The sequence below is a fragment of the Galbibacter kalidii genome, from assembly GCF_026241135.1.
In the GTDB taxonomy this organism is placed as follows: domain Bacteria; phylum Bacteroidota; class Bacteroidia; order Flavobacteriales; family Flavobacteriaceae; genus Galbibacter.
This window is the reverse complement of the sequence record NZ_JAPFGA010000001.1, coordinates 66,228-92,071: the sequence shown is the minus strand read 5'-3', so window position 1 is coordinate 92,071 and position 25,844 is coordinate 66,228. Positions and strand designations below refer to the sequence as shown.

21 protein-coding genes, 1 tRNA gene and 1 pseudogene are annotated in these 25,844 nt (G+C 38.2%); 2 read left to right on the top strand and 21 right to left on the bottom strand.

Annotated features, from left to right (window positions below):
• Window positions 1-82: 82 nt before the first annotated feature.
• The gene (locus tag OOZ15_RS00435) at window positions 83-1,075 is read left to right on the top strand and encodes a pectinesterase family protein (RefSeq protein WP_265953661.1); all 993 of its coding nucleotides are present in this window, start codon (window positions 83-85) and stop codon (window positions 1,073-1,075) included.
• A 15-nt stretch (window positions 1,076-1,090) separates the two neighbouring features.
• Here the strand turns inward: OOZ15_RS00435 and OOZ15_RS00430 are convergent, their stop codons facing one another.
• The 12 genes and pseudogenes from OOZ15_RS00430 to OOZ15_RS00375 all read right to left on the bottom strand — a co-directional run bounded on the left by OOZ15_RS00430 (window position 1,091) and on the right by OOZ15_RS00375 (window position 17,209).
• Entirely contained in the window at window positions 1,091-3,763 is a 2,673-nt protein-coding gene (locus OOZ15_RS00430) for a toxin-antitoxin system YwqK family antitoxin (protein ID WP_265953660.1), read from the bottom strand.
• Between the two features lie 203 nt (window positions 3,764-3,966).
• Entirely contained in the window at window positions 3,967-5,649 is a 1,683-nt protein-coding gene (locus tag OOZ15_RS00425) for a beta-N-acetylhexosaminidase (protein WP_265953659.1), read from the bottom strand.
• Between the two features lie 116 nt (window positions 5,650-5,765).
• Window positions 5,766-7,217 (bottom strand): annotated as a pseudogene (locus OOZ15_RS00420) (alpha-L-fucosidase); the annotation flags it as partial.
• Between the two features lie 2 nt (window positions 7,218-7,219).
• Window positions 7,220-8,584: an alpha-L-fucosidase gene (locus tag OOZ15_RS00415; RefSeq protein WP_265953658.1), complete on the bottom strand. Its 1,365-nt coding sequence runs from the start codon at window positions 8,582-8,584 to the stop codon at window positions 7,220-7,222.
• Between the two features lie 74 nt (window positions 8,585-8,658).
• Window positions 8,659-9,960 carry an asparagine synthetase B gene (locus tag OOZ15_RS00410; RefSeq protein WP_265953657.1) on the bottom strand — a complete coding sequence of 434 codons (1,302 nt, stop codon included), beginning with the start codon at window positions 9,958-9,960 and terminating at the stop codon, window positions 8,659-8,661.
• A gap of 383 nt (window positions 9,961-10,343) precedes the next feature.
• Window positions 10,344-11,615 (bottom strand): phosphoribosylamine--glycine ligase, encoded by a 1,272-nt coding sequence (purD, locus tag OOZ15_RS00405; RefSeq protein WP_265953655.1) that lies wholly within the window; start codon window positions 11,613-11,615, stop codon window positions 10,344-10,346.
• A gap of 149 nt (window positions 11,616-11,764) precedes the next feature.
• On the bottom strand, window positions 11,765-12,121 hold the full coding sequence (locus OOZ15_RS00400) for a hypothetical protein (RefSeq protein ID WP_265953653.1): 357 nt from the start codon (window positions 12,119-12,121) through the stop codon (window positions 11,765-11,767).
• Window positions 12,122-12,348: 227 nt separating this feature from the next.
• Window positions 12,349-13,341 (bottom strand): UDP-glucuronic acid decarboxylase family protein, encoded by a 993-nt coding sequence (locus OOZ15_RS00395; protein WP_265953652.1) that lies wholly within the window; start codon window positions 13,339-13,341, stop codon window positions 12,349-12,351.
• 597 nt (window positions 13,342-13,938) lie between these two features.
• On the bottom strand, window positions 13,939-15,144 hold the full coding sequence (locus OOZ15_RS00390) for an MFS transporter (RefSeq protein ID WP_265953650.1): 1,206 nt from the start codon (window positions 15,142-15,144) through the stop codon (window positions 13,939-13,941).
• Window positions 15,145-15,482: 338 nt separating this feature from the next.
• On the bottom strand, window positions 15,483-15,743 hold the full coding sequence (locus OOZ15_RS00385) for a Txe/YoeB family addiction module toxin (protein ID WP_265953648.1): 261 nt from the start codon (window positions 15,741-15,743) through the stop codon (window positions 15,483-15,485).
• Window positions 15,740-15,991, bottom strand: a complete 252-nt coding sequence (locus OOZ15_RS00380) for a type II toxin-antitoxin system Phd/YefM family antitoxin (protein WP_265953646.1) — start codon at window positions 15,989-15,991, stop codon at window positions 15,740-15,742. The genes OOZ15_RS00385 and OOZ15_RS00380 overlap by 4 nt, the downstream gene beginning before the upstream one ends.
• A 72-nt stretch (window positions 15,992-16,063) precedes the next feature.
• Window positions 16,064-17,209 carry a PQQ-dependent sugar dehydrogenase gene (locus OOZ15_RS00375; protein WP_265953644.1) on the bottom strand — a complete coding sequence of 382 codons (1,146 nt, stop codon included), beginning with the start codon at window positions 17,207-17,209 and terminating at the stop codon, window positions 16,064-16,066.
• A 389-nt stretch (window positions 17,210-17,598) separates the two neighbouring features.
• On the opposite strand from OOZ15_RS00375, the gene OOZ15_RS00370 reads away from it, so the two are divergent.
• Window positions 17,599-17,676: transfer RNA gene (locus OOZ15_RS00370), tRNA-Pro, on the top strand.
• Window positions 17,677-18,430: 754 nt separating this feature from the next.
• Here OOZ15_RS00370 and OOZ15_RS00365 read toward each other — a convergent pair.
• From OOZ15_RS00365 to OOZ15_RS00325, 9 genes are all read right to left on the bottom strand, one after another.
• On the bottom strand, window positions 18,431-19,078 hold the full coding sequence (locus OOZ15_RS00365; protein ID WP_265953642.1) for a hypothetical protein: 648 nt from the start codon (window positions 19,076-19,078) through the stop codon (window positions 18,431-18,433).
• Window positions 19,075-19,530: a hypothetical protein gene (locus OOZ15_RS00360; RefSeq protein ID WP_265953640.1), complete on the bottom strand. Its 456-nt coding sequence runs from the start codon at window positions 19,528-19,530 to the stop codon at window positions 19,075-19,077. The genes OOZ15_RS00365 and OOZ15_RS00360 overlap by 4 nt, the downstream gene beginning before the upstream one ends.
• A gap of 250 nt (window positions 19,531-19,780) precedes the next feature.
• Window positions 19,781-21,196 carry an alkaline phosphatase gene (locus OOZ15_RS00355; protein ID WP_265953638.1) on the bottom strand — a complete coding sequence of 472 codons (1,416 nt, stop codon included), beginning with the start codon at window positions 21,194-21,196 and terminating at the stop codon, window positions 19,781-19,783.
• A gap of 31 nt (window positions 21,197-21,227) precedes the next feature.
• Window positions 21,228-21,665: a hypothetical protein gene (locus tag OOZ15_RS00350; protein WP_265953636.1), complete on the bottom strand. Its 438-nt coding sequence runs from the start codon at window positions 21,663-21,665 to the stop codon at window positions 21,228-21,230.
• Window positions 21,655-22,881 (bottom strand): ABC transporter permease, encoded by a 1,227-nt coding sequence (locus tag OOZ15_RS00345; RefSeq protein WP_265953634.1) that lies wholly within the window; start codon window positions 22,879-22,881, stop codon window positions 21,655-21,657. The genes OOZ15_RS00350 and OOZ15_RS00345 overlap by 11 nt, the downstream gene beginning before the upstream one ends.
• Window positions 22,878-23,507 carry an ABC transporter ATP-binding protein gene (locus OOZ15_RS00340; protein ID WP_265953633.1) on the bottom strand — a complete coding sequence of 210 codons (630 nt, stop codon included), beginning with the start codon at window positions 23,505-23,507 and terminating at the stop codon, window positions 22,878-22,880. The genes OOZ15_RS00345 and OOZ15_RS00340 overlap by 4 nt, the downstream gene beginning before the upstream one ends.
• A 26-nt stretch (window positions 23,508-23,533) precedes the next feature.
• Complete coding sequence (locus tag OOZ15_RS00335) at window positions 23,534-24,733, bottom strand: GTP-binding protein (protein WP_265953632.1); 1,200 nt, start codon at window positions 24,731-24,733, stop codon at window positions 23,534-23,536.
• 366 nt (window positions 24,734-25,099) lie between these two features.
• A complete protein-coding gene (locus OOZ15_RS00330) occupies window positions 25,100-25,408 on the bottom strand; it encodes a hypothetical protein (protein ID WP_265953631.1) in 309 nt (102 codons plus the stop codon).
• A 46-nt stretch (window positions 25,409-25,454) separates the two neighbouring features.
• On the bottom strand, window positions 25,455-25,841 hold the full coding sequence (locus tag OOZ15_RS00325) for a MerC domain-containing protein (protein ID WP_265953630.1): 387 nt from the start codon (window positions 25,839-25,841) through the stop codon (window positions 25,455-25,457).
• Window positions 25,842-25,844 lie beyond the last annotated feature (3 nt).

The following is a 25,844-nucleotide window of genomic DNA, read 5'->3' as shown; positions in this document are numbered from 1 at the left end:
CTTCGACAGGCCTGCCTGACGGCAGACAGGCTCAGTGTGACAATAAAATGATAGTTTTTGCACAGCACTTTATACTAGACACATGAAAACTTTCCTTATATATTTATTGTTAAGCACTTCCCTACTCCACTGCAAGGATAAGCCTACCAGTGTCAATCAGGACAATGAATTTACAGTTGCTAAAGACGGTAGTGGTGATTACACCAGCATACAAGCTGCGATAAACGATACCAAGTCCTTTCCCTACGAACAGATTACGATCCATATAAAAGAAGGGGTGTATCATGAAAAGGTTAAAATTTATGAGTGGAATCCGAAAGTGACACTCATCGGGGAAAATAAAGAACGTACCATCATACGCTACGACGATTATTTTAAAGGGATAGATTTAGGAAGAAACAGTACTTTTCACACCTCTACATTACAAGTTGAAGGAAATGACTGCTTTATAAAAAACCTCACTATCGAAAACACAGCCGGAAATGTGGGACAAGCAGTAGCTCTATCCCTCACCGGAAACCGGATCAAGGTTGAAAACTGTATCATTAAAGGAAATCAAGATACAGTTTACACCAGCGGGGAAGGCCATAAACAGTATTTTAAAGATTGTTTTATTGAAGGAACGACCGATTTCATCTTCGGACAGGCAACAGCTGTATTTGATGGTTGTCAAATTCACAGCAAAAGTGATTCGTATATCACCGCCGCTTCCACACCGGAGCATATTCCATTCGGTTATGTTTTTATAAACTGCCGGCTAACGGCGGATAAAAATGTGACCAAAGTCTATTTGGGACGCCCATGGCGCATCTATGCCAAAACGGTCTTTATCAACTGTGAAATGGGAAAACAAATTCACCCTGAAGCTTGGCATGATTGGAACAAACCCGAAGCCCACACTTCTGCTTTTTATGCGGAATACAATTCTTCAGGAAAAGGAGCTGACAACACCAAACGCGTGCGGTGGTCACATCAATTAAATGATAAGGACATACAACAAAACTATAGTCTAAAAAAAATCCTGATCGACAGTCTTGCCGATCAGGATTGGTATAAAATAAAATCAACTAATTAATATTAGCTCGTTTAACTATTTCAAAAGGTCATTATAGAAATAAGAAGATTCGGTTATCTCTTTTAACAGATAAGACTCCGTAAGATCTTTGCTTTCCTTTATTGAAAAGGCTTCTTTGTCATTTTCATCCAAACCGGAAAGTACAGTCTTGTCTTCATTTATTTCAAGTTTGATGGTCTTTATCTGATCATCCCTTTTAGGAATCAAATTATATTTACCGTAAAAGTTATCAAGGTAAAAAACACCTTTTACAGGTTTTCCATCTTCTAAAACCCCAATTTCTTTTTTCTCTCCTTTTTCGTCATAATACACAACTTCTCCACTCTCGTTATCTATATCAGTGATATGGTATTGACTGATCTTGTTCCCGTTATCATCATATTGTGTCGACTTTAAAGTATTATCGCCATAAACAACCTCCTTGACCACTTGAGTTTTCCCCTCAAACTCACCGGTGCGTTCTTCTTTTACAAGTTCTCCCTCCTTGTAATAAGCCTTATTTATTATATTGGGGCGATCTCCATAGCCTCTTTTGACTTTTACATACAAACCTTCATAAGCAACTCCATCCCTGTACACCAATTTATTTCGCTCTGAGCCATCTTCATTATAATCTATAGCTTCTCCATGCTGTTTACCATCTTTATAGTTATCCACACCACTTAATTTTCCACTATTGTCATAATAATAGGATGCCCCGTTACGCTGACCATCTTTATAGGTGATCTTACTTGTGATATACTCTTTTTTGTCACCAGACTGCACATACCCTATTTGTTCACCATGCTTTTTTCCGTTCACATAAGGTATAATCTCATATTGATAGGATCCTCCGGTTACCACTTTTCCTTGCCATGGCTTTCCCTCTTTATAGGTAGCCTTGGCAAGCAATTCTCCCTTTTTATTGTAAAATTCTGCCTTTCCGTTATAATCGATCTCATTTCTGAGATAAATCGTATAGCCATCTTCTTTGGTCTTGTAATCCCGGTCATAGTTTTTCTCATACACCAGTTTGTTATCCTTATAGGTACTGATTGAACTGATGGAATCCATCCTACTGAAAAACGTATAAGCAGTCCCTTCTTTTACAGGATTGTAATGTATAGTAGAAAGCTCTTTCCCCTGGGGAGTATAAAAGCTAGCCATATCAATGTCAGCATAACTTTTATATCGGGTATCGGACTTCAACACTCCATTGCTGTAGTAATCTTTCATCCTTGTTTTTCTTCCACTCTCGTTGTAAAAAATTTCCTCTTTTTTTAATGGCTTTCCTTGCTCGTCCGTATTTTTACTGAAAAGTACATTTTTGATACGCTTACCCTCCTTATAGCTCTTAATAGAAGATATCAAATCTCGATAGTTAAGGCGGATGACATCGCCGTTATAGGGTTTTTTATAGTTGTACGTTTCCGTTTTATACTCCAATTTTCCTAATACTTCCCCCTTCTTGTCATAAAAAACGGCATGGTCACCGGTTTCTTTTTTAAAAACTGATCCGTCTTTATAACGCTTTACCTCGGCTACTATAACTCCTTCCTTATAGGTTGTTGTCGTTCGTTTATAAGATCCCGTCTCTGTTCCGTTATAAGGTTTTCCATTTTTATAGGACATCTCTTCAAGTAGATCTCCGTTCTCTCCAAAGGTTTCTTTCCTGATAATGCTGCTATAAGCCTTGTTCTTGCCGTATATGATACGGCTCTCAAGCTCTCCATTTTCATAAAAAGTTTCCTTTTTTACTTTATTCTTGTTCTCATAGGTCATGATACGTTTAACAAAATGAAGCTCTTTGGTTTGTTTGGACTTAATGAATTCCATAACCGTACCATTAATCGGATATCTGTACAGGTCGTACTCTTTTTGATCCGGTTTGAACTCAGCAGTAAGCTGTCCCAACTGCTTCCCGCTTTCGTCATAATAGGTGATATGAGCTTGCCCCTTTTTGATGATAACATCTTCCCTTAGTTCACTGGAAGGATAATACATCCTCTTCTTTTCCAAAGCACCATCATTAAAACTTCTCTTACCTAAAATCCGCATGGGATTATAATAATAGTTTACATAAGTACCCTGGTAAAATTTTTGATCGCGGGGCCTTTTAAGGTTGTGGGAAAATTCTCCCTGCACAATTCCTTCTTTATCGTAGTATTTTGAAACTACCCTATTCGCATCATGGTTGTACACTTGTGTAATACGGGCACCTTTATCGGGAGTTTCCTGATAGATCAGCTCTTTGGTTTTTTCTCCATCTTTATAGCTAATATGCCTGTAAAAATTATAGGTTTTATCGTAATAAATACTGGTTCCGTTTTGTGGCTTATGGTCCTTATAGATGAGTTTGGAGGTCTCTTTCCCATTTTTATAGGTAGTGAACTCTCCATCCAGGCGTCCATCTTTATAACTGGCTTTTTGATTTATTTCTCCATCTTCATCATACCATATGATCACTCCGTCAAAAACATCACGGTTTTCCTTCTTGGAAATGCCTTCCATTTGCTTAGCACCGGAGATATAATAATCCTCTACCCAAAAACCATCACCTTTTGGCTGTGGCGAAGGTCGAAAATAAGCGGCATTGTCCTTGGTAGTTTTACCCCAATTGGAAGCGTACCAAATAGTATCGTTCTGGGCATTAGAAAATTGAAGAGCACATAATGTACCCCATGCAAAAAATAAAAATTTCAGCTTCATGTAATTATTGATTATACGTTTACTTTTTTATGAAAAATCATTCGTACAGATAATAGGTTTTAGGTAGGAAAATACATAGGCAAAGCTAAATATTTTACTTTTAAAAAAAGACATTCTACAACAAAAAAACCTCCCAATTTTTGAGAGGTTTTACACTTTAACTAAACAGAAAAAATCGACTGTTTTTTTATAGAATATCTATCTTATTCTTCAAACACATGCTTGGCATAATTCAGTCCCATAGCGTCATATCTTGCTTTCATCTGTGAAAGACGTCCTTTAAAATCGTCCCAATTTTTAGAAGGAGACCATACTACTTCAGATAAAGCTGTCATACGGGGTAGTATCATATATTCCATCTGTTCTGTTGTTCCAATATATTCTGTCCAAACATTACCCTGTGACCCCAAAATATATTTCGCTTGCTCTTCTGTCAGCTCTTTTGGAATCGGATTGTAATTATAGACTTCCTCAACAGTTGTAAACCCACCAATAGCCAAAGGTTCATTGTCCTGATCTTTAGATTGGTAATGGTCAAAATAATTAGATTCATTAGGGGTCATAATCACATCGTGATTTTGCTTGGCCGCTTCAATTCCACCGGCTTCCCCTCTCCAAGACATTACTGTAGCGTTAGGTGCCAAACCACCTTCAAGGATCTCATCCCAACCGATGATATCTTTCCCTTTTGAATTCACATATTTTTCAATGCGTTCGATAAAATAGGATTGTAGTTCGTGTTCATCTGCCAAGCCTTCTTCTTTTATTCTTTTTTGGCAATTCGGGCATCGTTCCCAATTTTCTTTTGGACATTCATCTCCTCCGATATGAACATATTTTGAAGGGAATAAAGGAATCACCTCATCCAAAACATTAGTTAAAAATTCGAAAGTCTCATCTTTTCCGGCACAATACACATCGGGAAAAACACCCCAGGTTTCCTGAACAATTTTAGCGGTACCATCAGCCTGAAGGGCTTTACCTTTTTCAGACATCATATCTTTTGTAACCACGGTTGGTTCTTCAGGAAAACAACTCAAGGACGGATAGGCAGCAATGGCTGCGGAACTGTGTCCGGGTAGTTCAATTTCAGGAATAACGGTGATATGGCGTTCAGCAGCATATTTTACCACCTCTTTTATTTCTTCCTGTGTATAAAAGCCTCCGTATTTTTTATTGTCATTTTCAGTTCCCGGATGATGACCGACAATGGTTCCATTTCTATACCCACCTACCTCTGTAAGTTCCGGATATTTTTTTATTTCGATCCTCCATCCTTGGTCTTCTGTTAAATGCCAGTGGAATTTGTTCATCTTGTGCATCGCAATTAGATCGATATATTTCTTTACAAAATCCACGGGAAAGAAATGACGAGCCACATCAAGGTGCATTCCCCTGTATTTAAATTCAGGGTTGTCCTCTATTTCCACAGCGGGAATAGTCAATTCTGCCACGGCTCCTTTTTCGGTCTCTTCCGGTAAAAGTTGTCTTAAACTTTGGATTCCGTAGAAAACACCTTTAGCTGTTTTCCCGGTAATCACAATTTGATTGTATTGAACAGACAAGGTATAACCTTCTTCATTTGCTATACTTTCGTCAGTCTGAATCACAATTGCATTATCAACTCTATCTCCCTCCGGATTAAAAGAAATTTCATGTCCGCTTGCTATACTCAATAGTTGAGCCAAATACGCCCCCTCTTTTTCCAAGGAAGCATTTCCTGAAACGATTGTTTCAGCATCTACCAAAAATTTTCCATCAGCCGGAACCATAGATACCGGTTTAGGGATGATATTATAATCTGAAGCCACATTTTTGGCTTCTTTATGTTTGTTACTGCATGCGCATACACTCAGCACAAACAGCAAAATCGCTACTTTTTTCATCTGTAAATAAATTGGTTTTTGAAGTTATTATTTCGTTCTAGTTATTCATTTAAAAACTATAATTCTCTGTCCTATTAATATTTCACGCAGAATGCAAAAGATCACTTAGCTACAGGTGGAGCATTGTACAATTCCAAATTACTCAACACCGGTGAAGCTTTAGCTGCTGTAATGCTTACACGTATTTTTGAGGCCTTTACCGTATCAAACCTTAAAATTCGTTTGTATCCTATAGTTGTTTGCTCGTCTATAACTTTCCACGCTCCATCAACTTCAGCCTCAACAACAAATTCTTGTACCCGTTGTCCTAAAGGTATGTATTCTTGAAGCAAAATACGATTCATTTCTGTTGGTTCCTCCAGTTCAAGTGTTACAGACACTTCCACATCATCATCATCGGTAGCCCAATAGGTATTCTTGTCACCATCAATAAGGTTTTCCGCTTTATAATCAACATTATCCCCCCTTACATTTGTAGCCGTAACCGACTGTCCGGTCGCCAAATTTTCAGCAAAATCTTTTGCCAACTGTGTTTTTAATGCCATTAATTGCTTTACATCATTTTCATGAACCAATCCTCGGTTGTCCACAGGCAGATTCAACAAAAGAGAACCATTTCTTCCGACCGATTTGTAATAAATATCCAACAAATCTGAAAGCGATTTTACTTTATCATCTTCTTCAGGATGATAATACCAACCCGGCCGTATGGATACATCACATTCCGCCGGCACCCAATGCGTCCCGTCTTCATGTCCTGAGCGCAGTTGTTTGAACTTTGGCCAGCCTGGATATACTTCATCCCTTCTTAGCAAACTCCAATTCGTTTCATTGGCCCAGCCTTGTTCATTTCCTACCCATCTTACATCGGGACCACCATCGCCAAAAATAACGGCATTGGGTTGCAATTCCCTCACAATACTTATGGTTTTATCCCACTGATAATAGTTTTTCTTATCGATTTTCCTCGTTTCATTGGCTCCGCCGTAATAACCGGAACCACCGTTGGCTCCGTCGAACCACACTTCAGCAATTTCCCCATATTTCGTCAACAACTCCCGTAACTGATTATGGAAAACCTCCACATATTCCGATTTTCCATATTCCGGATGATTCCTATCCCAAGGTGAAATATAGACCCCGAATTTCAAGCCGTATTCTTTGCAGGCTTCAGATAATTCCTTGATCACATCACCTTCACCGTCTTTCCACTTGGAATTCTTTACCGAATGCTCTGTGTATTCCGTAGACCATAAGCAAAATCCGTCATGGTGTTTTGCCGTTATGATAATACCTTTCATTCCCGCCTCTTTGGCCACTTTTACCCATTGACGGGTATTCAATTCCTCTGGATTAAAGGTGTCGGGGGATTCAGCTCCCGTTCCCCATTCCATATTGGTAAACGTATTCATATTGAAATGGACAAAAGCATAGTATTCCAACTCATGCCATGCCAACTGTCTTTTGGATGGTGTTGGCCCCACAGGCTCCGGAGGAGAAACAATTTTTTCCGTACAGGAAATACATAAAGCAATAAAAAATACAGCGATTAGTCTAAGTAAATTCATATTTATTGAAGGGTTATTTCTATAATGGTATCTATTTCGTTTTGTTTTTCTTTTGGAATATTTATTTGTAAGCCTCCATCTTTAAATTGATAGCCTAGTGAAGTTCCATCTTCAAAAAGCGCTACACTTTTAATTTTCTGATCAAAATCGTCAACAGCTACACTTTCGTCTTCCATATCCAAAGCATGGATATATAACTTTTTCCCATTTTGGGTTGATACAATTTTATTTTCCACATATACAGGTCCTTTTCTGGTGCCATAGATCGTCTCTCCGTTTTTTTCTATCCATTTCCCAACTGCCAAGAGACGTTCTTTATGCTCTTGCTGAATTTCTCCATTGGGCATTGGTCCTATATTCAACAGGAAATTAGCATTATTCCCGGCCGCTTTGACCAAATACTGAATAAGGGTTTTTACTGATTTGTGGTTGCCATCCTGAAGGTTGAATCCCCAGGAATGATTGATCGTTTCACAGGTTTCCAACGGAAGTTGTCCTATACCTGCTCCACCAAAGCCTGTTGTATTCTTCCCGGGTAAGTCCTTTTCAAACATTTGAAAATCTTCCCCTTCAAAAGGCAATTCGTGATGGTTATTCCCTATAAGCAAAGCTGAATTTATATTGTGGATCATTTCATAAGTGCGTTCCAAATGCCATTCATTCCCTTTGATTCGGTAATCAACAGCCTTATGCCAATCTTCCTTATCGGGCGCCTGATCCCACCAGCCATCGAACCAAAACCCGGCAATGTTATAATTTTCCGCCAATTCCTTAATCTGTGCGTCTTGAAACGCCAAATAATCTTCCCAATTGCCTGACTCGGGTCTCCCCGTCTTTCTGCCTGTCCATCCCCTTGGATAATAATCGGGGTGATGCCAATCCAACTGCGAATAATAAGCAAAAAGCTTTATTCCCTGCTTTTCACATTCCTGTTCCAACATCCTAAAAATATCTTTCCCATAAGGGGTTGCCTTTACGATATTATAATCGGACACTTTGGAATCGTACATGGCAAAACCATCGTGGTGTTTTGTTGTGATCGTTATGTATTTCATCCCCGCCTGTTTGGCAAGGCTTACGATCTTTTTGGCATCAAAAGCCTGTGGATTAAAAAAATTGGGCAATAACTCATATCGGTCTACCGAGATATCCTGATTGTTCATCACCCATTCGCCATCCCCCAGAATGCTGTATACACCCCAGTGGATAAACATCCCAAATTTGGCATCCTTGAACCATTCCCGAGCTTTCAGGTTTTCCTGCCTGCTGGCAGACAAGGCTTCTGAAGGTGTGTATTTGTTTTGAGCAGTTATGATATTACACAACACCAAAAGCAATATGATTGCCGATACTCGTTTTATTTTCATCTGTTTTTATTTAATTGTTTTTATTTGTCAGATGGAACCTTTGATGTTTAATGATTATTTTAAACATGTTGGTTTCATGTTTTTTGTTTTTTCTTTTTTGCTGCCGGAAAGAGCACATTATTCAAAATAAGGCGATATCCGGGTGAGTTCGGGTGTAAAGCCAATTCTGTTTTAGGGTCCCCTACTCTATGCTGATAATCCTCCGGATCGTGTCCGCCATAAAAGGTAAAAAAGCCTTTCCCTTTGATGCCATGAATATAACGTGCCTCACCATTAACCTTATTTTCGGCCATCACCAACACCGTAGGGCGAATCAAAGTAGGGTCATAAGCCGTTGTTTGCCCCATAAATCCTTTGACTAAAGCCGTATGATTCTGACACAGCATGGTAGGAACAGGATCCCATTTTGCCGAGAATTCCATCAGTGTAAAATAATCCGTTTCCCGTTTTACACTTCGTCTTTTTGCCGTCATATCTATGGAGGAAAATTCGTAAGTAAGCGGATTCCGTTCCAATATAAAATCCTGAAAAGCAAAGGTTTTTGAAAAGTCCAACTGCGCCTGATAATTGGGAGCAGCAGGATCACCGTCGAACATAGGTTCGCAGATATCCGTTCCCTCGGCTGCCAGTGCAATATCAAAACTATCAGTAGCCGAACACATGGCAAACATAAAACCGCCACCCACCACATAATTTTTAATCTTTAAGGCTACATCCAGTTTTTCCTGTGACACCTTTTCATAACCCAAATCGGTTGCCAAGGCCTCAGCCGCCTTTTTTTCTTCAATATACCAAGGCATCGCACGATAGGCTCCATAAAACTTTCCGTATTGTCCCGTAAAATCCTCGTGGTGAAGGTGAAGCCAGTCGTATAGCAACAGTTTGTCTTCCATCACTTCCCTGTCATAAACAACATCATAGGGAATTTCGGCATAGGTAAGCACCATCGTTACCGCATCGTCCCAAGGTTGATTCCCTTTGGGAGAATAGACCGCAATTTTCGGGGCTTTTTCAAGGATAACGGATTCCTGGTTTTTTGACGGACTGCTTATTTCTTCCAGGATACTTTCCGTTTTGGAATCAGAAAGCACCTCAAAAGACACCCCTCGTATTTGGCATTCTTTTCTGATGATTTCCGTATCGGGAAATAAAAAAGCACCCCCTCTGTAGTTAAGGAGCCATTTTACTTTTTCATTCTTTTGTAGAACCCAATAGGTAATTCCGTAGGCCTTAAGGTGATCTTGCTGTGTTTCAGCATCCATCGGAATCAGGATATAGGAAGCGAAGGCTGTGTTAAAACTCAAAAAAATGAGCAATACCAACAGTCTTTTTTTCAAAAACTGAAAACCATCTAAAACATTATCATTCAAATCCATAAATAAAAATTTAGGGGGTTCACTGATAATTTCACCAAAACCCGTCACTTCGAGTATTTTTTATGAAGCTCTGCGAAATAAAAAATGTATCGAGAAGCATTCAAACAAAGGGTCTCGATACACCCTATGGAATTCCATTGCTTCGCAATATTCCACAGGGCACTCGACCTGACGTTACTTTTTAACTTCGTCATGTTTGAGTGGTTGATTGATTTGTATCAAGTTCCAATTACCTTAAATGAAATATCGTTTTCCTTCATTAATTGCTTGTTTCTCGCAAAGCAAAATAAGAAAAATTGCGCAAAGAACGCCAAGACTCCTTAAAAAGCTTTGCGTGGTCGTCCCTGCAGTCTTTGCGTAAAAAAATAAAGGAAAGATGAAGTTTATAAATCGAAACCGAGGTCTTTTCTGTAATACATTTTATCAAATGAAAGCTTTTCAAGGCTCCTATAGGAGGTTTCCAACGCTTCCCTAAAGTCATCTCCAAAGGATGTTATCGCCAGTACACGTCCGCCGGAAGTCACTACTTTACCTTCTTTTAGCTGTGTTCCTGCATGAAAGACAATAGAATCCTCTACCGCTTCAAAACCGGAAATTTCCTTTCCTTTTTCATAAGCTTCGGGATAGCCACCAGATACGGCTACCACGGTTGTTGCTGCTCGTTCATCTACTTCTAAAGTGACTTTATCCAAAGATCCATCAGCTACAGCTTCAAGCAATGTCACCATATCATTTTTAACACGAGGGATGACCACTTCGGTTTCCGGATCACCCATTCGGACGTTGTATTCAATCACATAAGGTTCGTCGTCCACTTTTATGAGTCCGATAAACACAAAACCTTTGTAGGGAATCCCATCCTTTTGAAAACCTTCAATAGTTGGTCTTACGATACGATTTTCCACTTTATCCATAAAAGTAGCATCGGCAAACGGCACCGGGGAAATGGCTCCCATACCACCGGTATTTAATCCGGTATCTCCTTCGCCTATTCGTTTATAATCTTTGGCTGTAGGGAGGGTAAGGTAGTTTTTACCATCGGTGAGCACAAAGACACTTAGTTCGATGCCGCTTAAAAACTCTTCGATCACCACCTTGGTACTGGCACTACCGAATTTAGCATCGACCAACATCTTCTTCAACTCTGCCTTGGCCTCGTTGATATCGTTGAGGATCAACACCCCTTTTCCGGCTGCCAAGCCATCTGCTTTCAAAACATAAGGCGGTTTAAGGGTTTCAAGGAATGCATAGCCTTCTTCCAAGTTTTCAGAAGTAAAACTTTGATATCCCGCCGTCGGAATTTGGTGACGCATCATAAATTCTTTGGCAAACTCCTTACTCCCTTCCAAAATAGCACCACTTTTTTGCGGTCCTATCACAGGAATGTTTTTTAGCTGATCGTCATTCAGAAAAAAGTCATGTACCCCTTCTACCAAAGGAACTTCAGGACCAACCACAACCATGTCGATGGATTTGTCCAACACCACTTCTTTAATTGCTTGAAAATCGGTTACCCCTACGGGAACATTAACTGCTATTTCTGCTGTGCCAGCATTCCCCGGAGCTACAAAAAGCTGTGTTGTTTTCGGACTTTGTGCTATTTTCCACGCTAGGGTGTGTTCTCTCCCTCCTGAACCTATGATAAGGATGTTCATTTTTCTGAATTTATATAGTGATCGTCAATGAAACGCCAAAGTTAAATGAAAAATTCATAATGATGAATGAAGCGTTGAGAATTTTGTTGGACGGAAGTTTTGACATAAGATTTCAAATCAATACATATAAAGTTCAAACAATTTGGTTTTCACCATTCCGAATCCCACATTGCTGATTCTGAGATAAAACAACCTAGATATATGTCGTCACTTGCTTGTACTAATTCAAAGGTGTTTTTAATATCAAAATCTTCCAGATGAGTGTCCCAATTTTCACTTTCGTAATCGACCGCGATAATAATTTCATCAATATAAATGAAGTCTTCTTCAAGTGTCAGTCTGAGCCTATCAATAGCATTGTCTTTTGAGCTATCAAGAACAACAGATCTCACAAAATAATAATCACTTCCATCTTGGGGAAGCGAACTTCTGGGCAAAACCCTTACTTTAGTATCGATTACCCAATATTTGGGCATACAATCGTCTTGAAGAGTTTCACTCTTCATATTTATCTACTTTAGTTTATATTTTGATCGTGCTCTCAGCCCCCCTGATAATCTCATCCCAATTTTATACACAAACTGAGGATATCCAAACTGTTCAGGGGTAATCTACTCTAAAAAAGTATCGAGATAATCCTTTCTAAAAATCAACTTCCTCAGGGCAAGCCTGTCTGCCTACAAAGGTAGGCATACAAGGTAACAAATTCCAAAAGTATAATTCGATACAGCCACTACCCTCTATTCCTATCAGAAAAATCCCGGTGTTCTTTTTTGTAGAGTTCTTCTTTTGGGAGGTTTTTGAAGTATTTATAGGTACTTTTCATCCCCTCTTCACGGGACACTTTTGGCTCCCAGCCCAGAACTTCCCTGGCTTTACTGATGTCCGGTTGACGCTGTAGTGGGTCGTCTTCCGGTAAGGGTTTATAAATTATTTTCTGATCGGTTCCCGTCAGTTTAACGATCTCTTCAGCAAAATCACGTATGGAAATTTCATTCGGATTCCCAATGTTCACCGGTAGGTGATAATCGCTCATCAGCAAGCGGTAAATCCCTTCAACCTGATCATCGACAAAACAGAAAGAACGCGTCTGGCTCCCATCACCAAAAACAGTCAGGTCTTCGCCCCTTAATGCCTGACCGATAAAGGCCGGGATTACCCGTCCGTCGTTAAGTCGCATTCTCGGACCATAAGTATTAAAGATTCTGGCAATGCGCGTGTCGAGTCCGTGAAAACGATGATAGGCCATGGTGATGGACTCCATAAAGCGTTTGGCTTCATCATACACCCCCCGGGGACCAACCGGATTCACATTTCCGTAGTATTCTTCATTTTGAGGATGTACAAGCGGATCGCCATACACTTCCGAAGTAGACGCTACCAAAATACGTGCTTTTTTATTTTTAGCGAGCCCCAGTAGATTATGGGTTCCCAAAGCCCCCACTTTTAGGGTTTGAATAGGTATTTTCAGATAATCGATTGGACTCGCAGGCGAAGCAAAATGAAGAATATAATCCAAATCCCCTGAAATATCCACATAGGTCGTCACATCGTGATGTATGAATTCAAAACGGGCATCCCCTCGTAGGTGTCCGATATTTTTAAGGTCTCCGGTAATCAGGTTGTCCATTCCAATAACATACATCCCCTCTTTCATAAACCTGTCGCACAGGTGTGAACCCAAAAAACCGGCAGCTCCGGTGATCAAAATACGTTTCTTATTCAAAATCAATCGTTTTTTACGAAGATAAAGATATTGAACTCATTTAAACTTTTCCCAATCGGCTAAAAAAATTATTCTTTTTTGGGGGCGTGCCCCAGACCATAAATGTCTGGGTCGGGCTTTCGCTACTCGCTTTCCCGACACTGCGTCGTCGGGAAGAGCTCAAACATGCCGCTCTATCCCTCACGACGGGGCGGAACGTTAAAAAGGGTGTCTAAAAAGCCTTGATTGATTAACTGGTTATTCCACCATTACAGGAATTTGCCCAAATTGCTTTTTTTTGCCGTGAAGTCCAACTAAGTCTTTTTAATACCGTAAAAAATTAAGATTTTATTTTTGAAGAATTTTCTTATATTTAATTAGGAAAAATCCTGCTTAATCTTATGGTTAAGGATATGTTCCCCCCTATCAACCCCAGAGTTAAGCCGTAGATAAGCCTATACCCGTACCAAAACAATGTTTTTTTATGTAAAAAATATCTGGTGAATCAAATCTAACACCTATACAGCGTAAAAAAATGAGCTCTTCAAGGGTTCAAAACCCTGAAGGGCTATATAATTTCCAAGCAGGAAATTTAATGCCTAGATTTAGGATTAACTATTAATTCTGAAAAGCGATTTGTCGTTTAACAGCCTGATTAGCTTTTCGCTTCCTAAAGGCGACAATACTGATAGCCAGCAAAACCCCGGAACCTGCCATAACAGCCCCCACAATACTGGCAGAGGTAAATTCATAACCATAAGCAATCGGTAAACCCGCCAGATAAGCCCCGGAGGCATTCCCCATATTGAAGGCACTTTGATTGGTAGAAGACCCAAGCATTTCAGAACCTTTGGCGCTATTGATAATTGCCATTTGAATAGGTGTAGATACCATAAAAGCAGCCATTCCAATGACAAAAGTCATTACCAATATCGCATAACCGTATGGCGCTACTACAACATTGATCAGCAATAACGATACCATCACCGTTAAACTGATAATTACCGCCCTCAGGGGTGAAAATACCTCAGCCAATTTAGCTCCTATGAAATTTCCCACTACCATACCAAGTCCGGCAACAACCATGATGTATCCAACAATATTTTCACTTAGACCCGCTACATCGGTCACCAAAGGAGCAATATAACTGTACCAGGCAAAGAAACCGCCGGTACCTATCGTTGTAAGTAGTACCAAACCTAAAAAGTCGATCCTTTTAAATACTTTCAGATCATTTTTAAATCCAGTCGAAGGAGCTTTGGCTATGACCGGCATCCAAAAATAGATACTCAACATGGTCAGTACCCCTACCACACCAACGATCAAAAAGGAAACACTCCAATGAAAATTGTGTCCCACATAAGTTCCAATCGGCACTCCTATCACATTGGCTACCGTAAGTCCGGCAAACATGGTCGCAATCGCCTTGGCCGATTTTCCTTCCCTGGCGAGTTTCCCCGCCACTACAGCTCCGATTCCGAAGAAGGCCCCGTGTGGCAATCCGGATAAAAACCGGGACACCAACAACAGCTCATAGCTGTTGGCAAAAGCAGAAAGTGTATTGAAAACCGTAAACCAAACCATGAGGTATAACAGCATTTTATGGGGCTCCCATTTACTACCAATTCCGGTTAGCAAAGGTGCGCCTACCACTACCCCCAGAGCATAGGCCGCTATAAAATGCCCCGCCTGCGGTATGGTAATATTCAAAGCCGTAGCTATATCGGGCAGGATCCCCATGATAACAAACTCTGTCATCCCGATTCCAAACCCACCTATGGCCAATGCCAACAATGCTTTTTTGTTTGTTATTCTTCCATCCATGCTTTTTATCTTTTAAAACCTAATGCAAAATTATGGGTAAACTCCCACAAGTTGCTATCCTACATTATCCGGTTTATGTAGATATATAACATGGTTCCTTACAATTGTTTTTGTGAAGTTAATGTTATATAGTGAGAGGAGTTATGCTGTTATCATGTTATGAAGTGATAAAGTAACTAGGTGGTTATGTAGATTTTTGTTTGACATAAGAATAAGATGGTTATGACTTTTCTACTTTTATCATTGCGCAAAGTCGGGATACGTTCGCGCAGCACTTATTTTTCACTCATTCACTCTTTGTGATAAGGGGAATTTGGTGCTTTGGATTTTTCAACCTCTTATTTACCGTAATGGTAACGACAAGATGCTATCAATAATTCTTCCTCCTGATACTTATAAACCAATCGGTGTTCAGATGTTATTCGTCTTGACCAATATCCTTGCAAATCACCTTTCAATGCTTCAGGTTTCCCTATTCCTTCAAAAGGCATCCGCATACAGCTTTTAATCAGTTCATTGATACGCTTTACAATCTTCTTATCGGTTTTTTGCCAATATAGATAATCATTCCAACTGATTGAAGACCAAGTCAGTTTCATTCTCCCATTAATTCATTTTGAACGCCTTTGCCACTTTCCAATTCTTTAATAGAGCTTAATAATATGTCCCTGTTTTTCCCTGTTAACAAGTAAGTAGTCTCTTTCAATGAATTATATTCGTCCAAAGATATAAGAACAAGGTCTTTACCCCCTTTTCTCTTGATAATCAAGTCGCTTACATCATCGACTACCTTATCGAGCCAATGCTTTAGATTTGAACGAAAATTTGTATAGTTTACTGTTTCCATAATACAAAGATATTAAAAAGGTACGTTTTTAAGTGCTTTTTATTTAATTCATCAAATCTTAATCTATTTACATCAGCTTTCTGGAACAATTTTTACGATACCTGTACCTTCAACACCTACATAAATATATCCATCCGGACCTTGTCTAACATTTCGGACCCTACCTTCTCCTTCAACCAGTTTATCACGTTCTACTACATTATTCCCATCCATAATCAGACGCTCCAAATAGCCAAATTTAAGGGATCCTACAAGTAAATCTCCTTTCCACTGCGGATACACATCGGAAGTCACAAAAGTCATCCCACTCGGTGCGATAGACGGTACCCAATAATGAATCGGTTGCTCCATTCCTTCTTTTTCGGTAATGTCAGTAAATGAAGTTCCGTCGTAATTGACTCCGTAGCTTATCACCGGCCAACCGTAATTAGCTCCTTTTTTAATAATATTGATCTCATCTCCTCCTTGCGGACCGTGTTCATGCACCCAAATGGCGCCTGTTTCGTAGTGTTTTAGCATTCCCTGCGGATTCCGGTGTCCATAACTGTAGATTGCGGTTTTTGCATTTTCCGTTTCCACAAAGGGATTGTCGTCTGGAACTCGTCCATCATCATAAAGTCTGTAAATTTTTCCACCATCTCTGGTAATGTCCTGCGGATTCACATCTCTTTCCCCGCGCTCTCCGATAGAAAAATACAGATATCCATCGTTGTCAAAATCGATTCTCGAACCAAAATGCTGTCCTCTTGTAGTATTGGGTGTTGCCTTGTACAAAACTTCGGTATTGGTCAACGCACCACCTTCCAATTTGGCTCTTGCAATTGCCGTATGCCCTCCTTCACCTTCTCCTTCATTTGAAGCATAGGAAAAATAAATCCATCCGTTTTCGGCATAATCGGGGTGCAGTTCTATATCCATAAACCCTCCTTGTCCGTAGTTATGAACAGTCAAGTCGTGGCTCACTTCAGTTTTATCACCATCCTTAAAATGATAGAGCGTCCCTGCTTTTTCGGTAATCAACATACTTCCATCAGGCAAAAAGGCCATTCCCCACGGAATATTGATGTCGCTTACAATTGTTTCTACAGTATATTCTAATTTTGCTTCTGTTTCCTGTTCTTCAATTGTTTCAGCGGTCTCTCCATTTTTTCCATTTTGTCCACATGAAAACATAATGAGAGTCAAGAGGATTAAAAGTGAGTGGTTTTTATTTAACATTGTCTTAGTTTTTTATAAAAGTAATACATTCATTTAAATGAAGGTGTTAATAAACGTTAACGGACTTATGTAAGAATTCATTTTATACTTTTCCAATTAGCTAAAAATAGCTACCAAACATTGTCTTTACACTCGACCCTAAAAAAAGTAAACTTTATGTTTCTTCTTTTCAAAAAGAATTATACTTTTGTGCCCGCTATTCAGAAATGGGGGTTTTATTTGGACTTTACTCAAAAAATGCAATCAATTCTCCCTGCTGAAAAAGTATTTTAAAAAGCCATTGGAATTTGGTATTTAAATATTGATTTTTTAACAGCGTAAGCTGTTTCTTCGGGGTGTAGCCCCTCGACTTCGCTCGGGATAAACTACACTACGAAATCAAAATGTCGCGGGGTGTAGCGTAGCCCGGTTATCGCGCCTGCTTTGGGAGCAGGAGGCCGCAGGTTCGAATCCTGCCACCCCGACCAAGAAAATCCAATCACGAAAGTGGTTGGATTTTTTATTTACAGAGCATAGTACTGCCAAGTACTTAAGCGATGGAAATAAAAAAGACAAGCAGGCGAGAGCCTGTGTTTGGATTTTCTTGAGCAACAACCCCAATATCAGGATCACCGTCAGGTAATCCTACAAAATACTCGAGCAACGAAAACAAAAAAGACAAGCAGGCGAGAGCCTGTGTTTGGATTTTCTTGAGCAACAACCCCAATATCAGGATCACCACAACCGCAAGGTAGTCCTGCCACTGTAGGCTTCCCTAGTAGTACGGATTTCTAAAATAAACACATTTTTAATGGAAAAATGTTTGATAAGAACTATTCCAGTCATGATTTGCCTCGCTCAGTAAATTAGTTTGGCAAGATTTGGGTCTTGCAGCACTTCGCATTGTTCTGTTCGCTTTTTTATTGATTTTTCATTTCATGATAGGTGTTGATTAAACCACCGTTTTATTGAACTTTCAGTGGCAAACAGGTTCACTATTTTCATAAAATTTATTTCCCCGTACTAAATAAATAGTCTACATTCTAACAATTATTTAAACTTTAAGAATATGGTTTTTGGATATGCACGGGTCGGTACCATGGGACAAAGTTTGGGCCTTCAGTTGGGAAGGGATTCCACAAAACCTAAACTGTAGCCGATCTAGGGGGTACTTACACTTGTTATGCTTCCATAATTGGGCAATTCTTTCCGTCACTGTCTCTTTCTTCACCGTCCCTTTAATTATTCTAAAAATCTTGCTTTAATTTCTTTGTTGTCATGTATGTATAGGACTATCTCATTTTGCCGAACCTGTTTAATAGGAAAGACATATTCCCTGATATTATAGCAGTATATTGAGATGAAAAACATTGAGTCCAATTCTTCCAACTTAACTGACTTACATAATTTAAACCTTGAAATTTTAAATGCCGGATTGATTGAAGAAACTAAAAAGTTTAAGATATTTAATTGGTTATTCCAATTTAGCTCAATTGATTTTGTGCTTATATTGTTTTTGGAATCAGGTGATATTGTTTTTTCTATTCGTAATAATTTGCTGGTTAATATAGTGTCGTTGCCATTAAAACTGGCTTTTCCGGTCAATTCTAAATTGTTATCTTTTATTATCCGATAGGTTTTATAATTATTTCCATTACTTATGACATCCCCATTTAAAGTATATTTAATTGAATCAATAGGCTTATTAAAATCATATTGAATTATTTTATCCTTAGTAAATTCAAGAACATTAATCGCTGGATAAGTAGTCGTAATACTGTCCTTTAATTCTATCCATTTTCCAATTAAACCATTTTGAGCATAGATAATGTTCAGTATTATAAAATTAATTACAATTGATAAAACTAGAAAACGTTTAACTTCGTTCATTGTAATTCTTTTAATTTATAATTTTCATTTCCGACAATATTGGGAATTTTGTCCCAATAAAAATTATTTGGCATTCCCTTGGAAAAGAAAGCTTCTCCTATTTGGCAATCTGGTTTATCATGATAGGTAATCTCCAAATTTTTTAATCTCAGCTTTTCTACCGAATAGGGAAGGAAAATAGAATTAGTAAATTTACAATTAAGGAAGTCCTCGACCAATTCAAATTCTTTATTATAATAACCTTTCATAGGTGAAACCACCAATTTTTCTACCCCTGCACCAATGAAATCCCCTAAATATTCTTCATCTCTTTTAATTGTCATTTGATTGTTCAAATAAACTAATTGAACTGAATAAACGTTGTTCAAAAAACTTTTGTAAAAATGAAGCTCAACTTTGTATTGAGGATTTGAGTCATCTAGTTCAATAATACCGCCATAGTTTGGAACCATACCCAAGGTAGCCCCTTTTACCGGAAAAGATATTTCTTTTTCAAGTTGATTATAAACTTATTAAAAATATTAATATGTAATACAGAATAAACCTACTAAATTAAAAAATGATAATTTTATGAATTTAGCGATGTCCTAAAAAAGGTAAGGCTACAGTTGTTTTGATATGAGATGCCATAATTATAGTTGAATTATTAAAATATGTATAGACTTTTTGCTTCCCGTAATTGAATAAAGGGTTGGGTTTGTTTTAAAATTTGTTATCTACCTCAGCAGCTTCAAGCATGAGATAATGCAAGTCAGTATTTGTAATGAAAGGTTTTAAGAGATGGCTTCCAGGGCCATATAGAGCCAATTCCACATAATCTGCCGAATGCTGCATACTTATCCAACCCACAGAATTATGTTGTTGCTGTATTTCAGCCAAAACCTTAAATGGAAGGTGCTTGGGGTTGTAAAGCCCATCTTCTGTCTGCAGGTCGGTATAATAGCTTAACAGTAGTTTGGATTCTTCGTCAGTAAGGACAAAATTGTTGGCATAGTGTACCCTTTCTTTTATTTGGGATATAGAAGTTTCTTTTCCAATACCTTTTAAGATCCATTCATTGGTATGTTTATATTGCTGAATGGAATCAAAATTAGCATTTGCCTCTTTTCCATAAATAACCCCTGGATTGGCATTGCCATGATCTGTTGTTATAATAACCAGTGTTTGTTCGTCTTGGTTCGCAAAATCCATGGCTACTTGTATGGCCTCGTCATGAGCCGCTTGATCATAAATAAGCCCAGCAATATCGTTACCATGTGCAGCCCAGTCCACTTTTCCTGCTTCTACTTGTAAAACAAAACCATGAGGGTGATCTCTCATGGTATGGATTGCTTTTTGGGTCATTTCAGCAAGTGTGGGGCCTTTTTGAAGTAACTCTTTATTGTTTTGTCTATCCACCGAATATGGTAGTCCATCATCTTCAAACACTCCCAAAATTGGCTTATCAATAGGGGCAGAAAACATTTCGTCTCTTGTTTTAACGATTTCATAGCCTTGGGATACAAAAGCTTGGTACATATCCTTTTTATCCTTTCTCTTTTCAGGGGAAAAATAATTGTCGCCACCGCCCATCATCACGTCAAATTTTTGTTCCAAATACCTTTCTGCTATTTTTTCTTGGGCATTTCTAGATTTGGAATTTATACAAAAACCAGCTGGAGTAGCATGGGTAATAGGAACGGTGGTAACGCAACCTGCCTTTTTACCCGCTTGTTTGAATTTTTGCCAAATAGGAAGATATTCTTCTCCATTTTTACTTACATTCAATGCCCCATTATTAATGCGCATTCCTCCTCCCCAAGATGAGCTTGCAGCAGCAGAATCTGTAACAATGGAGCTGGCGGAAGCCATATCCATTAAGGCTCTGCTAACCTTATTATCTTTGTATAATTGTAACCAGTTAGAGCATTTCCCTGTCTTTCTTGAAAGGTATAGGTCCGTCATATTCAAGGTACCAATACTCATTCCATCACTGATAATTATGATAATGTTCTTTGCTTTTTTGTTTCTATCTCCAGTTTCGTATTGAATATTGCTGGCAATACTGCTGAAAGGGTTTAGAAGGGTTGTTCCTAATGTGAGTAGTGATCCGTTTTTAAAAAATTTTCTTCTGTTCATTTTGATAGGGTTACGTTATGAATATTTTTATTTAATTAATCAATTGTCCTTTACATCCCGTTAGGATGTAATTAAAATGCTCCACATCATCAGCATTTAGCTTTAATGTTCCTGTAATAGTTACTATAGCATCTGTTTTAAAGGTTTGCTTGGAGGTAAATTGTAATTCTATGGCGGTTTCAGGGCCACCAACTCCGCAGAAAAAACAAGAAGACATAGGCCCTTTGGATAGGATATATAATTTTTCCCGAGGGTCTATGCTTAAGAAATAACCGGTAATGGATACCTGCTTTCCTTCCAAAGACTTTACAGAGGGCAAAAACTTTGGGTATAAAAAGGACTCCCCATAAGCAGGAAAAAATTTCTCCGTGAATTTTACTTGTGCCAAATCTTCCCAAGTTATCTTCTGTTGGCTAAAACATACAGACCAGGATAGAAGAATAAGAGTAATTAGAATTTTATTTTTCATTGCTCAAAATAGTTGATATGTTCATTTTTATAATTGGATATATGGCTAGTGAAACAGAGAATACTATCATTACAAACACCAATGCTCCTGTTTGTGTGAATTCCTGAAATGGTAGCGCTTGAAGTATGTTTTGCTTATAGTTAGTTTCTACAATTTTCAACATAAAATAGAGCCCTGCTTTTGATAACATAAACCCTAGTATGAAAGCGAGGAATGCGATTGCTAGTCCTTCATAAACAACCATTCGTATCAATTGAAAATTACTGGCGCCATAGGTACGCAAAAGTGCCAGATCAAAGGCGCGTTCCTTTACCATTTTATAAAGACTGATAAAAATGGTCATACAAGAAATAATAAGGATCATATAAGCAATCCAAGAAATTGTTTTAACCCCAACTCCGGTATATTGATATAATCTGTCCAATTCATATTTTGGTAATGCCGCCTGCATGTTGGTATGTTCATTGATTCTTCTGGGAAGCGTTAAAAGGGCCGAAGGATTTCTAAAAGAAATCAACAGTGAGGTTATTTCCTTTCCTTCATCAAGCTCTTCATGATGCTCCGCGTGATTTTCCTCTTTTTCATGCGCTTCATTATCATCGTGATGATGAACATCCCATACACTTTCTAAATTGGTAATAATCAGGCGATCTATTACTTTTTGGGTGGGGTTTAATATCCCCACTACTGTTAGGTGCTCGGAATGCATATGAACATTATTTTCAACCAATCCATGGGAACTTAAGAAAGTGTCTCCTATGTTAAGGTGCAGTTGTTCTGCCACGGTATGACCAAGTATGACTTCCATAGACTTTTTTACTGCACGCCCTTTTTCCAATTTGGCATTGTAAAGGGGTGCAAATTTATCGGTCGTTCCTACAATCCTATAGCCTTTATAATTATCTCCATAAGAGATAGGTACGGCAGTCTTTATCAAGGGATTTTTACTTATTTTTTTTGCATCTTCATATAAGATATTCCCTGTTGGGCTGTCCAAATGTAGCACGGAAGCCAAAACCAACTGTAACGGACTTCCTTTGGCACCAATAACCAAATCAATATCACCTAAGTTATTTTCCATTTGGTACTTAAAAGAAGCCTCCAATTGTTGGATTCCTAAAAGAAGCGCTATACTTAATGCTAAAATGAAGACACTTAAAAAAGTATACAATGGTTTGGACTTTATATTTTGTAAGCTGATCTTCCCAATAGTCATAATGTAATTGAATTTGAAAATGATGATTTGATCCTATGGTCATGGGTTATGACAATTAGATTGGCATTGGTTCGCTTGGCTTGCTTTATGAGCAGTTCAATGACAATTTTACAGTTCTCATCATCTAAATTGGAGGTAGGTTCATCAGCCAAAATAACTTGTGGGGTATGTATTACGGATAAAGCGATGTTCAACCGTTGTAATTGCCCTTCACTAAGTTCATTTACCTTGTTTTTTTTATAATCGTTCAAATCTAATTGTTCCAATAAAGCATCAATTGCAGTATTGTTAATGGATTTTCTGCTAAAAAAAAGACGTGCCTGTAAATTCTCAAAAACGTTCAACGATCTAACTGCATGACTCTTTTGAAATACAAGCCCGATATTTTGTCCCCTGAATTTATCCAATTGCGAATGAGATAGCAAATTGATGGGTACTCCATCAATTACTACCATTCCACTGACAGGTTTTAACAGGCCGGCCAAAAGATGTAGAAGGGTTGTTTTTCCTATTCCTGATTTACCTAAAATGAGTAAATTTTCCTGCTCCTTTAAAGCTATGTTTGGGAAGTTGAAAGTACGTTCCCTTTTTTTATAATGAAATGTAATATTATCTGTTTGTACCATCTTAAATCTTGTAGGATCTTATATTTTTATCTTGGTATGGGCCATTGGTCTTCTTGAGAGAATATTTGGTTTTTCCATAATTGTATTTCCTTATCTGTAAGTAGACAATCATTCAGTTGCGCTATGATTTCTTCTTTTTCTAGATGTTGCCCAATAAAGACCAATTCTATTTTTCTGTCTCCGAATAGGGGATTCCAACCAGATTCAATTTGGTCTTTGTTTTCAATAAAAGCAGTATAGCCAATTCGTTCCCCATAAGGCATAGAAGCCCACCAAACCCCTGCATTATCGGCTTTAAAGGAACCTCCAGCCGTACTCCATACCAATGCTTGGTTTGGTCTAGATGCTAGCCAAAACAATCCTTTGCTCCTAATAATGTTCTGTGGGAAACTTGTATTGAGGTACTTTAAAAAGCGATCGGGATGAAACGGTTTTTTACTCCTAAAAACAAAGGAACTTATGCCATATTCTTCGGTTTCAGGGGTATGCTCGTTTTCAAGTTCTTTTATCCAACCGGCAGAGGCTTCTGCTTTTTCGTAATCAAACAGACCTGTATTGATAACATTATTCAGTTCAACCTTTGATTCATTGGCAGGAATAATACGAGCTTCTGGATTTAGTTTGTGAATGACGGCTTGAAGCTCTTTAAACTGTTCTTTTGTTACTAAATCCATTTTGTTAATGATGATAACGTTGGCAAATTCAATTTGATCGGTGAGTAAATTAACAATGGTTCTATTGTCACCCTCCATGTCTGTAAGTGCCCTTGTGGTAAGATAATCGGAACTGGAAAAGTCTTTTAAGAAATTAAAGGCATCTACTACCGTTACCATAGTATCTATATAACTGAAACGACTTAAATCTATAGCGCCGTCTTCGCTTTCAAAGGTAAAGGTCTGGGCAACTGGAATAGGCTCGCTGATTCCCGTACTTTCTATCAATAAATAATCAAATTTGTTTTGGGCAGCTAGTTTTTCCACCTCTACCATAAGATCTTCTCGCAATGTACAGCAGATACAACCGTTGGACATTTCGACTAGTTTTTCTTCGGTTCTGGAGAGTGTGTTCTCACTTTCAATGAATTGGGCATCAATATTCACTTTGCTCATATCATTGACAATTATGGCTACTTTTAAGCCTTCTTTGTTGTGTAGTATATGGTTTAGTAATGTGGTTTTTCCAGCACCTAGAAAGCCACTTAATACTGTTACTGGGAGTTTCTTCATTTATTCAGTTTATTATTTATGAAATAAACATTATGTTTAGGGTTTTACATTGACAATATGTGTTTTATATCAAAAGCAAGAAGTAAAGTGATAGCCAACATTTTGAAGTACAAAAGTCTATGCAGGATTATTCCCATAAAAACCTTGAAAGACGAACTATCTTAGAGAATTTAAAATATCAATTGAATCCCGTGTTCATATTATGTAGAAGTACAATAATGAACACCTAACTTATTAAAATCCAATAATTAGTATAAGTTTCAACTTTTATCCTTGAGGAAATTAAATTGCTTCTTAAAGACTAATGCGAAAACAAATAATATGGAATTTTAACTTTTTCTCTACTTATTAAAATTGCAAATGAAACTATAATAAAGAAGGAGGGGGTCGAGAAAAAAGCTGGCCAGAAGCAAGGTTGCTTAAGGCAATAAAATTGTAGTTTTTGGTTATCTCTCCCTGAACAATTGGTTCAGTATTTTCAATTGTGAAATCCTGTAAATCAGGAGTAAGTGCCGGAGTTAAATTATGCGTAATGGCATGGTCACAAATAGTACAATGAATTGCATGGTCTTTGTCGTTTGTATGGGACAACACATGAAGCCCTGTCATTTTCATCGAAATGAAAAGGACAAGGAAAAGAGAAGTAATGCTATTTTTTAACCGACCATTTTTCATTAGACACAAACTTACTAAAATAAACCAAAGGTTATGTTAATAAAATCTAATGTTTGTGATTGCCTTTAGTCCGTAATAATTTCCAGTTTAGATAATGGGCTAGAGCCACTAAAGAAGCGCCTATGACTGTATTGCTAATTTCCCATAATTCTGTTAAGTTAAGTCTGCCCAATGCAATAAATAAAAATCCCAATGCAGCATATAGCAAAGGTTTTGCTTTGTGGTGAACTTTTTTGTAGCTCGGCCACAGAGAAGTTAGGACAAAGACAAGACCAAAACTTATAAATGTCCATTCAATATATGGGTTTTCCAAAAAATGCAAACTACTCAAGGAGGAAAATGAAAGCACTACAGGTATTGTCGCACAATGTACCGCACAAATTAGTGAGCTTGAAAGTGCTATGAGGTCTATGGTATTGTTTTTAATTTTCATCTG